Here is a 12,076-nt window from a genome sequence, read left to right on the forward strand (position 1 = left end):
AACGAAGGTTAATTTACGAAAATTTGGTTCGTGAATACAGAATTCCAATATCTTTAAAACTTTAAAATTGCACTATGAGTGAATTAAAAGAAACGATTGCCCCTAAACCCCGAATGCCAAAATCGGTGCCCTACATTATAGGTAATGAAGCAGCCGAACGCTTTAGTTTTTATGGCATACGATCAATTTTAGCAACTTTTCTGGTTGCCCAATTTTTTAATCCTACCCACAATCCGGCATTAACCGCCACTGCAGAAGCACAGAGTAATGAGCTTACCCACATTTTCGTATCGCTTGCTTATGTTATGCCTTTAGTAGGCGGTATTGTTGCAGATTGGTTTTTTGGCAAATACCTGGTTATTTTCTATGTATCTATTTTGTATTCTTTAGGAAATTTAACATTAGCGCTTTCCACCCATAATCTTTCCTTATTCAATATTGGATTGGTAATTATTGCAGTAGCTGCAGGGGGAATAAAATCTTGTGTTTCAGCCAATGTTGGCGACCAATTTGACAAATCGAACCAGAGCCTAATGAGTAAAGTTTATGGCTGGTTTTATTTTAGCATTAATGCTGGATCGGTATTTTCAACCATGATAATTCCTATTCTTTATAAATCATTTGGGCCCTCGGTAGCCTTTGGTGTACCGGGCATTTTAATGATGTTAGCTACATTTATTTTTTGGTTAGGAAGGAAAAAATATGTTAGGGTTACTCCTTCCGGCATTAAAAAAGAAAATTATTTATTTATTATGGTTACCTATCTCATTAAAGCCCTCAGTAACAGAAAAGGCAAAACCGTTTGGGAAGCGGTAGGCGAAAAGTATAGCCCTGAAGCCATTGATGGTGTAAAAGCAGTAAACCGGGTATTGATGGTATTTGCCTTTGTGCCAATTTTTTGGGCAATGTGGGACCAAAGTCTTTCTGAATGGGTATTACAAGCCACAAAATTAGACCTGAATATATTCGGCAAAACTTTCTTGCCTGAGCAAATTCAAACTGTAAACCCTTTGTTTTTATTAATGATGATTCCCATTTTCACCTATGGTATTTATCCATTTGTTGAAAAAATTGGTATTAAAGTAACTCCACTTCGAAAAATTGGCGCAGGCTTATTTTTAACCGGTGCATCGTTCGTCATTATTGCATTAATTCAAACCAATATTGATCATGGTGGAAAGCCCAGTGTTTGGTGGCAAATATTAGCTTATGCGGTTCTATCCGCATCTGAAGTAATGGTTTCCATTACCGGTTTAGAATATGCCTATACCAATTCACCCAAATCAATGAAAAGCACCATGAGTGCTATTTGGCTGCTAACCGTTGCTGTAGGTAATTTATTTACTGCATTTGTGAATAGTAGTATCGCCTCCGGAGGTATTTTTTCTAAATTCACAGGAGCCAGTTATTTCTGGTTATTTATAGCCATCTTAGCAGGATTTTTAATTGTATTTATGGCGGTAGCTAAAATATTACCCGAAAAAAATTATGTATTGGAGGAAGCCAATTCAAATACATAAAATTATGAATTCAACTTAAAAAGCAGCCTTTCAGCTGCTTTTTTAATGCCTTGTTGTATGGCGGTGTTGAAGAATATTCAGCTACCTTTCACAGAACGCACTAAATTCGCAACCGATGGTAAAGAAGATTGAAAATTTTATCATTATTAATTAAATGAAGAAAGCTTAGCCAGCAAGCAATTTATCATTAGCAGTCCATAAAACAACAGTTTACATGAACATTTTATTATTAGGCAGTGGAGGTCGCGAACATGCATTAGCAGAAAAAATTGCAGAAAGTTACCATTGCCAACAATTATTTATAGCACCCGGTAATCCTGGTACACAACAAGTAGGTATTAATGTAAACATCAGTATCAATGATTTTGAAGCTATAAGAAATTTTTGCATTGAACAGAACATAGATATTTTAGTAGTTGGCCCAGAAGAACCTTTGGTAAATGGCATTTATGACTTTATGCAAGAAAATCAAATTGATGGCCAAAAATATTGGGATGGAATTGTGGTTGGACCTTCTAAAAAAGCCGCACAATTAGAAGGCAGTAAAGAGTTTTCAAAACAATTTATGCAGCGGCATAATATACCCACTGCTGCCTATGCCAGTTTTACTAACGAAAATTTTGCAGCAGGCAAACAATATATTCAACAACATAGCTTACCCATAGTATTAAAAGCTGATGGCCTTGCTGCTGGAAAAGGGGTAGTTATTTGCAATGATCATACCACTGCTTTACAAGTATTTGAAAACATGATTCAACATGCGCAATTTGGCAATGCCTCGAAAAAAGTGGTGATAGAAGAATTCCTCACAGGCATTGAATTGAGTGTGTTTGTACTTACCAATGGGGAAGATTACCAAATAATTGGTCATGCCAAAGATTACAAACGCATTGGTGAAGGCGATACGGGTTTAAATACCGGCGGCATGGGTTGCATTAGCCCTGTACCATTTGTAGATGATGCATTTATGAAAAAAATTGAAACCACTATTATTCAACCTACCATTAAAGGTTTACAAGAAGAAGAGCTGGTTTACAATGGCTTCATTTTTTTTGGTTTAATCAAAGTTGATAATAAACCCTTTGTAATTGAATACAATTGTCGAATGGGCGACCCAGAAACGGAGGTAGTAATGCCCCGTCTACAAACCGATTTGGTAGCTGTTTTTGCTGCTATGCACAATGGCACTTTAGGAGATGCTAATATTAACATTGATAGCAGAACAGCAGCAACCATTGTTGCGGTAAGTGGTGGTTATCCCGAAGCTTATGCTAAAAATGTTCCTATTTATGGCTTAGAAAACATACCCAAACAAGAAAACATTAAAGTGTTTCATGCCGGCACAACCTTTAATAACAGTCAATTGGTAACCAACGGTGGAAGGGTTTTGGCAATAACGGCATTAGCCCATCAATTACCGGAAGCTATTGATTTGTGTAAACAAACCTTACAAAACATTACATTTAAGGATATTTATTACAGAAAGGATATTGGTTTTGAATTTTTATAAAACTGGCATGATTATTCGTATTCTCAGAGCCAATAAAACAACAAAATTTGCGTTAGGTAGGTTAGAATTGTTTTGCCAATCAGCATTTTAACACTTACTTCTTTTTTTGTGAAAAAAACTTTTTTCAATAAAACAAAAAATGCTAGTAATAAAAATGCAAATGGCTTTGATAGTTCACTTTTTTTCACACACCTTTGCAACTAATTTATTCAACCATAGAGAATCACTATTTACATGGGAGTTTTTAACTTTTTAACCCAGGAAATTGCCATCGATTTGGGTACTGCTAATACCCTTATTATTCATAACGATGAAATTGTTGTGAATGAGCCTAGTATTGTTGCCTTAAACCGTAATAACCCCAAGGAGGTTTTAGCGGTTGGAAAAAAGGCCTTACTAATGCACGAAAAAACCCATGAAAGTATTAGAACCGTTAGGCCGCTAAAAGATGGTGTAATTGCCGACTTTAATGCTGCCGAATTAATGATTCGGGAATTAATAAAATTAGTATATCCCAAAAAGCCACTTTTTCCACCCAGTTGGCGCATGGTAATTTGCATACCTTCATCTATTACCGAGGTTGAAAAACGTGCGGTACGCGATAGTGCTGAACAAGCCGGAGCCAAAGAAGTGTATATGATTCACGAACCGATGGCTGCTGCACTTGGTATTGGTATTGATGTTGAAGAACCCGTAGGAAACATGATTATTGATATTGGTGGTGGCACTACTGGTATAACCGTTATTGCTTTAGCGGGTATTGTTTGCGACCAATCCATACGTATAGCAGGTGATGAATTTACTGCAGATATAATGGAAGCGCTTCGCCGTTACCACAGCCTACTTATAGGTGAACGTACTGCTGAACAAATTAAAATAAATGTGGGTGCCGCCATGAAAGACCTTGACAATCCACCGGATGATATGCCCGTAAATGGTCGTGACTTGGTAACCGGTATTCCCAAACAAATAATGGTAAGCTATCAAGAAATTGCAGAAGCATTAGATAAAAGTATTTTTAAAATTGAAGAGGCCATTTTAAAAGCATTAGAAACAACCCCTCCGGAATTGGCTGGCGATATTTACCGTCGCGGACTTTACTTAACAGGCGGTGGAGCGCTTTTACGTGGGCTAGATAAACGTTTAAGTGCAAAAATTAAATTACCAGTTCATGTAGCTGACGATCCTTTAAAAAGCGTTGTACGTGGCACAGGGCTGGCACTAAAAAACTATCAGCGTTTCCCATTCATCATGCGTTAGCCGTATAACTGAACATAGTAAGCACTTTAAATTTGTGTTGAAAATGTAATTTTATCGGTTTTTTAAAGTAGCTTCCACATTTCGGAAAATGAAAAATATTTTTCTTTTTATACGGCGCTTCTTCGTGTTTATCTGCTTTATCATTTTACAGATAATCAGCATGATATTTCTTTCAAAATATAGCCAAACGCACGAAGCTTTTTTTAGTGCCGTAACAGGCGATGTTACCGGAAAAATATATACAAAGTTTAATGATGTGAACAGCTATTTTTCTCTTCGCAAAATAAATCAGCAACTAGTAGAAGAAAATGCAGCTTTAAGAAACCGCCTCAAATCTGATTTCCAAATACCAGATACAGGAAAATTCATTTTTACTGATACTTTGAAAATTGATTCATTACAAAAAAATCGCAAATATTTATTTCTACCAGCTCGAGTTGTAGGTAATTCAGTTAGTTCACAAACCAACTATTTAACCTTACAAAGAGGAAGTAATGGTGGGGTAAAAAAAGGCATGGCTGTAATGGGCCCGCAAGGTATTGTTGGTGTTGTGGTTGATGTAAGCCCCAACTACAGTAGGGTTATGAGCTTACTACACCGCAATAGCCGCGTAAGTGCCATGCTAAAAAAAGATAATAGCTTTGGTAGCATTGAATGGGATGGCGATAGCCCTAATGAATTAACATTACGCAATATTTCTAAGGGTACTACCGTAAACAAAGGCGATACCGTTGTAACCAGCAGTTATTCGGCCAATTTCCCTCCCGGATTAATGATTGGAACAGTAAGTGGTACAGAAAATGAGGCCTCATCTAACTTTTACACTTTAAAAGTAAAACCGGCTACCAATTTCTTTACTCTTCAATTCGCGTATGTAATTGCCAATAAATACTATAATGAGCAAACCAGCTTGGAAAACAATAAACTGAAAAATGAGTAACCTCATCAGAAATATTATCCGTTTTATACTGTTTATTTTGGTGCAGGTATTTGTGCTGAATCGTATTCCGCCTATACACCAGTTTATTGTACCTTACGTTTATTTTTTATTTATTCTTTGGTTGCCATTTTCAATCAATCGCCTTTTCTTGCTGTTCACAGGTTTTGTTTTTGGCCTTTGCTTAGATTATTTTACCGGCACACCCGGGTTACATGCAGCTTGCTGCACTTTAATTGCTTATATACGCCCTTTTTTACTAAACATTTTAATACCACAGGAAACCACCGAGCAAAGCTATTTAGAACCATCCATCAAAAGCATGGGATGGGCACCTTATAGTTTATATGTATTGTTACTGACCTTCATACACAACACTTATCTAACCTTAATTGAATGGTTGCAATTTGGAAATCTATTGTATTTTTTAGGAAAAGTTATCGGTACTACAGCCATTAGTTTGTTACTCATTTTCATTACCGAAATGTTGTTTTTCCGAAAAGCCAAATACCGCACCAATGCTGCTTAAATTTCATTCAACACAGGTTTAGTTCCAAAAGTCAATTACACCTAAAATTAAATATGTTTTTAGGAAAAGATTATACAGCCATGTGTTGCTTTTGTGCATCTTTGTATTTCTTTATTTAAATTTCAAAATTTCAACAATCAATGCCGGTATTTAACCAAAGCAGAAGCAGGGTTATACAAATTTTATTTGGGGTGGTGTTTATTATCATTGCGGCGCAACTGGTGAATCTGCAAGTATTTTCAAAAAAATATAAACTGCAGGCAGAAAACAATGCTATTTACCGCAAAGTAATTTACCCCGACCGCGGCATTATTTTCGATAGAAAGAAAAGAAGTCTATTGGAAAATAGCATTATGTTTGATTTGGTTGTTACCCCCTCAGAAGCAAGAGGAATTGATACTTTAGCGCTTTGTAATTTATTAGAAATAGATACCGCAGAATACAAAAAAAGAATGCGGGATATTATTTTTAAGAACACTTCCGTAAGACCAAGTGTGTTTGAACCATTGCTTTCACAGGAATTGTATGCCCGACTAAGTGAAAACATATACAAATTCCCGGGCTTTGAGTTAAGTGAGCGTTCTGTTCGCAGTTATCCTTTACACATTGGTGCAAATTTTTTGGGTTATACGGCTGAAGTAAACCCTGCCTTTTTAGCAAAACATAAAGATGAAGGGTATGAAATGGGGGATTATACGGGTATGACCGGACTTGAACGCACTTATGAAAAGGTATTAATGGGTCAGAGAGGTATTAAGCGCTATATTAAAGACAACCGTAGCCGCATACAAGGCTCCTATGAAAATGGATTATTTGATACTGCTGCCATTGCCGGTAAAAACTTATATCTAAGCTTGGATGCTCAATTACAGGCATTGGGCGAAAAATTAATGACCAACAAGGTGGGAAGTATAGTAGCCATTGACCCCAAAACCGGTGGAATTTTGTGCATGGTAAGTGCCCCCAGTTATGATCCCAATTATTTAACAGGAAGTGAACGCAGCAAACATTTCAATAAATTATACAAAGACCCTCGCTTGCCATTACTCAATCGCGCTATTTATACTACTTATTCCCCGGGTTCAACTTTTAAAACTGTTGTAGGTATTATTGGTTTATCGGAAGGGGTTATCAATGAACGATTTTCTGTAGTTTGCAATGGTGCTTTTTGGGGTTGTGGCAATGGCAGGCCAAAATGTTTAGATAAGGGAACCTTTAACCTTACAACAGCTATTGCCCATAGTGACAACACCTATTTTGCTACGGTGTATAAACGCATTCTTGATCAACAACGTTATGGAGGTGCAGATAGTGCATTAAAAGTTTTTAATACCTATGCCTATACTTTTGGTCTCGGTCACAAGTTGGGAATTGACCTTCCCGGAGAGCAGCCGGGCAACTTACCTATTTCATCATACTACCGTAAAATTTTTGGCAAAAACTGGAATTCATGTAACGTTATTTCTAATGCCATTGGACAAGGGGAAGTAAGTACTACTGTTTTACAGTTGGCGAATGTAATGGCCACTATTGCCAACAAAGGATGGTATTATACGCCACACATGGTTGACTCGATTGAAGGCAATGAATTTGACGACTTATTGGCACGTTTTAAAGAAAAACACCTTACTGATCGTGAAATTCCCGACTCTGTATATGATGCTGTTCAAAATGGTATGCAAGGAGTAATGGAATATGGTACTGGCGCAGCTGCACAGGTACCGGGTATTGTTGTGTGTGGCAAAACAGGTACCGTGCAAAATTTTTATCATGGAGTTGCACAAAAAGACCATGCCTTTTTTGGTGCTTTCGCTCCGCGTAATAATCCTAAAATCGCCATTGCCGTATTATGTGAAAATGCCGGATTTGGAGCACAATCTGCCGCTCCTATTGCCAGTTTAATGATTGAACAATATTTAAAAGATTCAATACCAGAACCCGACAGAAAACAAAAGGTGGAAGACATTGCCAAGTTAAACTTAATACCTGCACGAATGCGGGCTGAAATGAATAGGCTTGATTCCATTAAAATGAAAAAAGAAGAGGAAGAACAAAACAGACAAAATATTCAAGAGCAAATTTTGGATTCTACATCAGCCGAAACATCAATGGATACTCAAGCTATTGTTGAACCAACTCAAAATTCACAATCCCCGCATGAGCTTCCTAACACCCATTCAAAATCATGGATGGCCAATTTGATTACAACCGAACATAAAAAAAAGAAAACCATTTATATCAATGCCTAAAAGATACACCGCTACACAAACCATAACACCTGGTATTGACTGGACAGTAGTAATACTTTACCTGATATTGGTATCGATAGGTATTCTTTGCATTTTTATGGTGGAATATAAACCTAATACAGACGTATTGGCAACCTTTATTAGTGGCAAAACCAATTATAGCAAACAACTCATTTTTGCGGGTGTCTGTATGGTTGCTGCTATCTTTATTCTGCTCACCGATAGTAAAATTTATACCGCCTTTGCCAATCTTTCATACACCTTTGGAATAATATTAATGCTGGCAACATTTGTTATTGGCAGAAGCATTAACGGTTCTAAAAGTTGGATTCCCATTGGTGGCGGCTTTAATTTACAACCGGCAGAATTATGCAAAATTTTTACTGCACTGGCTTTAGCCAAGTATTTATCTCGACAAGAAACAGACTTTTCAAAAATTAAATCGCAATTAATTGCAGGTGCCATAGCAATGGCCCCGGCAGTACTATCTGTTTTTCAAAATGAAACCGGGTTAGCACTCGTTTATCTTTCATTCTTCATTGTAATGTATCGGGAAGGATTACCACCAGGGTTATTAATATTTGGACTTTCATTTGGCGTGTTGGTAATTGCTACTTTAATTGTTGAGCCCAATATTTTGGCAATGGTATTAACCGCCATTGCTATTATTGCTATTTACATTTTGCGAAAACAATTTAAACGTAATAGAAAATTATTAACCATTATCATTGTTTTATGGGCATTAAGCGTAGGTATACAACGTTTTGCGGTTCCTTACATTTTCAATAATGTTTTTCAATGTTATCAAAGTACCCGCATTTACAGCATGGTTGGCAAGGATTACGATTGTAGCAAAAACCACCACCATACCAATGCTAACAAAGCCAATTATAAACCACCACGCAAACCAGATGATTACAATGTAAGGCAAAGTAAAATTGCCATAGGTTCAGGTGGTATATGGGGAAAAGGTTTTTTAAAAGGTACCCAAACACGTGGTAAATATGTTCCCGAACAACACACTGATTTTATTTTTACTTCGTTAGGTGAAGCATTTGGCTTAGTGGGTAGTATTATTTTCTTACTGATTTATCTTTTTTTACTGCTGCGAATTATAGTAATTGCCGAAAGACAAAGAAGTACATTTAGTAGAGTTTATGCATATAGCGTAGCCAGCATTCTATTTTTTCATATTGTGGTAAATGTATGTATGACTATTGGTTTATTTCCAATCATAGGGATACCGCTGCCCTTAATTAGCTATGGGGGTTCCTCATTACTTACCTTTACCATTTTAATTTTTATTATGCTTCGTCTTGATGCTGACCGACAAATGGTTTTACGCTAATTCATTTATAAGCAAGATATTTGCGGAATAATTATTACGACTACTTGCCAACTATATAATGCCATTTTATTGAATGAAAATTTAAACACGCATGCAAATTATACCATTATCCGAAGGCAGTTTTACAATAGATAAATCAAAAATTTTTGTTCCTTTTAACCTGAATTCAGATGAACTGCAAAGTAGGCCAGTAGGAAGTTTACTGGTAGAAGTACAACCTTTTGTTATTATTTCCGCAAACGATGTATTGTTGCTTGATACAGGATTGGGATTCAGTTATAACAATCAATTACAATTGGTTCAAAATTTAATAGCTCACAACATTCAACCCCAACAAGTTACCAAAGTATGGTTAAGTCATTTGCATAAAGATCATGCAGGAGGCATCAGCAAAAAAAATCATTTGGGTTTTTATGAATTAACTTTTCCCAATGCAAAATATTATGTACAAAAAAAAGAATACGATTTTGCCCTTAGTACCGGCTTCCCTTCATACATGACGGAAGAAATTGAAGTATTGCAAAACAATCCGCAGGTAGAATGGCTAAATGGCAATGGCAAGTTAGCTTTTACTGATTATAGTATTGAATATGAAATTACTGGTGCACATAGCCCCTATCATCAGGTATGTACCATTAAAACAGCACAGCAAACCATATTTTTTGGTGCAGATGATGCCCCACAATTACAGCAAATGAAAAGTAAGTTTATTGCCAAATATGATTTTGATGGCAAAAAAGCCATGCAATTAAGACAACAATGGTGGGAACAAGGAAAAAATGAAAAATGGGCATTCTTATTTTACCATGATATTAATACCCCCATTTTTCAATCCTAATAAATTTATTCAAACATGTTTTTTTTATTGCTGAGGAGGAGTACCTCTTTGTTGCCGACGTTTTTCCAATTCATTTCTCAAAACCATTCTGAAATTTCTTTCACATAAATAAACCTTATTGGCACGTTCATTTGAACCCAGGATTTGTTTAAACTGATTATAATAGTTTTTTCGAATATTCAAAGTAGCCTCATCTAATGCCAACACATTAGTGCTATGCATATTATTTTTTCTAGCCTCTTTTAATTCATCTAAGTACGAATAATATACCGGCCAAAATTGCTGCGCTTCTGTAGTTGATAAATTTAATTGCTTGGTTATATATGCCACTTTTAACCCCTGAATGTTCGCATACCTATTGTTATTAGCAGGTTGCGCAATTAATGTAAACCCGATAAATACAAACACCATGGTTAAACCTATAATAACAAACTTTTTCATCGCCGTAATTTCAATATATTTTAAAAATTAAATGCCACTCTCTTTTTTTGTTTCTGCCGCCGGGGGTACATTATTGTTCTCTTCGGTTGATTTTAAATATCCGCTTAATTCCTCATCACTAATATTTTGGAGCCCTTGTTGCACATCGGGCAAAGCTTCATCAGAATCAATGATAGAAGTATCATTAATGTAGTTTGAAGCAGTGACGTCATTATTCAAATAATTTTGAATAGCATCATCGCTAACATTGGTTATTTCTTTGTTTAAACTGAAAACATTTGAACTATAGGTAAAGCTTGAATTATTCCATAAAGCACCGGTAATGAGCACTCCGGCAATAATAGCTGCAGCAGCGTACGAAAACCATTTTCGGGTATTTCGTAGGCTAATTACTTTTGCGGTACCATTGCCATTGTTATTTTTTTCAGCACCTTTAGCAATTGCTGTAAAATTGATTTTTTCAAAATAATGAGCCGGAACACTAAAAACAGGCTTTTTTGAGATATTTAGTAATGCTGGGGCAATTTGTTCCAATTCTTCCGAAACAGACAATGACTTATCATGCGCTTTAATCTTATTAAGAATTTGCTGCGGTAAATTTTCAAAATAGCCATTAGGAACAGAAAACGGTTGTTGAATAGCCGGTAATGTTACAGATTCAACAGTAATATAAGGTATGTTTTCTAATAATTGTTCTGCAAATTTGTCAAAATAGCCATTGGGAACCTTATATACCTGAATTCTGAAAGCGGGCAACAAAGCCGGAAAATGTTCTTTCAATTCCTCCAATATCATATCACTTCGTAACATCATGGTGTAAAGACTAATTTTAAGCTGGTTCGTTTAATCTGTTACATATTTTTAATAATTTCCTCAATTTTTTTGGCAGCATGGTGATAACTGGCCTTTAAAGCCCCTTCACTGGTTTCTAATACCTTGCTCATTTCTTCATAGGGCATTTCATCAAAATAACGCAAATTAAACACCACTCGTTGTTTTTCCGGCAGTTGTTGAATAGCTAATTGTAATTTCCACTCTAATTGATTGGCATTAAAATTTTCATCCGCTTTAATTTTATTACTTAGCCCACTCTCCATTTCATCAAAACTTAAAGCACCTTTTCTTTTTTGTTGTTCTAAATAAGTAAGGCTTTCGTTAGTAGCAATGCGATATAACCAGGTGTATAATTGACTATCTTCTCTAAAATTTTCTAACCCTCGCCATGCTTTAATAAACACATTTTGCAGTACATCATTGGCATCTTCATGATTTACCACCATTCTTCGTATATGCCAATAAAGTTTTTCCTGATATTTTTTAACGATAGCGGTAAAAGCCCTTTCTTTTGTAGCAGGCTCTTTAAATTCATATAATAATAAAGCATCATCATTTTGCATGCAGGAAAATTAATAAAAATTACATTAAGTTGCTAAGACGTTACTTT

The 12,076-nt window shown here is 36.0% G+C and carries 11 protein-coding genes; 8 read left to right on the forward strand and 3 right to left on the reverse strand.

Annotation, left to right across the window (positions count from 1 at the left end; translation table 11 throughout):
• Positions 1 to 74: 74 nt before the first annotated feature.
• From ACP5P5_RS03490 to ACP5P5_RS03525, 8 genes are all read left to right on the forward strand, one after another.
• The gene (locus ACP5P5_RS03490) at positions 75 to 1,520 is read left to right on the forward strand and encodes a POT family MFS transporter (protein ID WP_428284724.1); all 1,446 of its coding nucleotides are present in this window, start codon (positions 75 to 77) and stop codon (positions 1,518 to 1,520) included.
• Positions 1,521 to 1,734: 214 nt separating this feature from the next.
• Complete coding sequence (gene purD / locus ACP5P5_RS03495) at positions 1,735 to 3,030, forward strand: phosphoribosylamine--glycine ligase (RefSeq protein ID WP_428284725.1); 1,296 nt, start codon at positions 1,735 to 1,737, stop codon at positions 3,028 to 3,030.
• A 234-nt stretch (positions 3,031 to 3,264) separates the two neighbouring features.
• Positions 3,265 to 4,290 carry a rod shape-determining protein gene (locus ACP5P5_RS03500; protein ID WP_068245144.1) on the forward strand — a complete coding sequence of 342 codons (1,026 nt, stop codon included), beginning with the start codon at positions 3,265 to 3,267 and terminating at the stop codon, positions 4,288 to 4,290.
• A gap of 88 nt (positions 4,291 to 4,378) precedes the next feature.
• Entirely contained in the window at positions 4,379 to 5,230 is an 852-nt protein-coding gene (gene mreC, locus ACP5P5_RS03505) for a rod shape-determining protein MreC (RefSeq protein WP_428284726.1), read from the forward strand.
• Positions 5,223 to 5,756 carry a rod shape-determining protein MreD gene (locus ACP5P5_RS03510; RefSeq protein WP_428284727.1) on the forward strand — a complete coding sequence of 178 codons (534 nt, stop codon included), beginning with the start codon at positions 5,223 to 5,225 and terminating at the stop codon, positions 5,754 to 5,756. Before mreC ends, ACP5P5_RS03510 begins: the two co-directional genes overlap by 8 nt.
• A gap of 140 nt (positions 5,757 to 5,896) precedes the next feature.
• A complete protein-coding gene (gene mrdA / locus ACP5P5_RS03515; protein WP_428284728.1) occupies positions 5,897 to 8,005 on the forward strand; it encodes a penicillin-binding protein 2 in 2,109 nt (702 codons plus the stop codon).
• Positions 7,998 to 9,353 carry a rod shape-determining protein RodA gene (gene rodA / locus ACP5P5_RS03520; protein WP_428284729.1) on the forward strand — a complete coding sequence of 452 codons (1,356 nt, stop codon included), beginning with the start codon at positions 7,998 to 8,000 and terminating at the stop codon, positions 9,351 to 9,353. The genes mrdA and rodA overlap by 8 nt, the downstream gene beginning before the upstream one ends.
• A gap of 91 nt (positions 9,354 to 9,444) precedes the next feature.
• A complete protein-coding gene (locus ACP5P5_RS03525; RefSeq protein WP_428284730.1) occupies positions 9,445 to 10,191 on the forward strand; it encodes an MBL fold metallo-hydrolase in 747 nt (248 codons plus the stop codon).
• Between the two features lie 24 nt (positions 10,192 to 10,215).
• On the opposite strand, the gene ACP5P5_RS03530 is transcribed toward ACP5P5_RS03525, so the two are convergent.
• Genes ACP5P5_RS03530 through ACP5P5_RS03540 form a run of 3 tightly spaced genes read right to left on the reverse strand, consistent with a single transcriptional unit; the run spans position 10,216 to position 12,029 of the window.
• Positions 10,216 to 10,632 (reverse strand): hypothetical protein, encoded by a 417-nt coding sequence (locus ACP5P5_RS03530; RefSeq protein WP_428284731.1) that lies wholly within the window; start codon positions 10,630 to 10,632, stop codon positions 10,216 to 10,218.
• Between the two features lie 27 nt (positions 10,633 to 10,659).
• Positions 10,660 to 11,445, reverse strand: coding sequence for a hypothetical protein (locus ACP5P5_RS03535; protein ID WP_428284732.1), 786 nt, complete (start codon positions 11,443 to 11,445; stop codon positions 10,660 to 10,662).
• Positions 11,446 to 11,483: 38 nt separating this feature from the next.
• Entirely contained in the window at positions 11,484 to 12,029 is a 546-nt protein-coding gene (locus ACP5P5_RS03540; RefSeq protein WP_428284733.1) for an RNA polymerase sigma factor, read from the reverse strand.
• Between the last annotated feature and the right edge of the window lie 47 nt (positions 12,030 to 12,076).

It is taken from the genome of Hydrotalea sp. (assembly GCF_049968455.1).
In the GTDB taxonomy this organism is placed as follows: Bacteria; Bacteroidota; Bacteroidia; order Chitinophagales; family Chitinophagaceae; genus Hydrotalea.

Coding starts and splice junctions, on each gene's coding strand:
- ACP5P5_RS03500 (WP_068245144.1), top strand. CDS start 3,265: ATGGGAGTTTTTAACTTTTTAACCCAGGAAATTGCCATCGATTTGGGT.
- rodA (WP_428284729.1), top strand. CDS start 7,998: ATGCCTAAAAGATACACCGCTACACAAACCATAACACCTGGTATTGAC.
- purD (WP_428284725.1), top strand. CDS start 1,735: ATGAACATTTTATTATTAGGCAGTGGAGGTCGCGAACATGCATTAGCA.
- ACP5P5_RS03530 (WP_428284731.1), bottom strand. CDS start 10,632: ATGAAAAAGTTTGTTATTATAGGTTTAACCATGGTGTTTGTATTTATC.
- ACP5P5_RS03490 (WP_428284724.1), top strand. CDS start 75: ATGAGTGAATTAAAAGAAACGATTGCCCCTAAACCCCGAATGCCAAAA.
- ACP5P5_RS03525 (WP_428284730.1), top strand. CDS start 9,445: ATGCAAATTATACCATTATCCGAAGGCAGTTTTACAATAGATAAATCA.
- ACP5P5_RS03540 (WP_428284733.1), bottom strand. CDS start 12,029: ATGCAAAATGATGATGCTTTATTATTATATGAATTTAAAGAGCCTGCT.
- ACP5P5_RS03535 (WP_428284732.1), bottom strand. CDS start 11,445: ATGATGTTACGAAGTGATATGATATTGGAGGAATTGAAAGAACATTTT.
- mrdA (WP_428284728.1), top strand. CDS start 5,897: ATGCCGGTATTTAACCAAAGCAGAAGCAGGGTTATACAAATTTTATTT.
- mreC (WP_428284726.1), top strand. CDS start 4,379: ATGAAAAATATTTTTCTTTTTATACGGCGCTTCTTCGTGTTTATCTGC.
- ACP5P5_RS03510 (WP_428284727.1), top strand. CDS start 5,223: ATGAGTAACCTCATCAGAAATATTATCCGTTTTATACTGTTTATTTTG.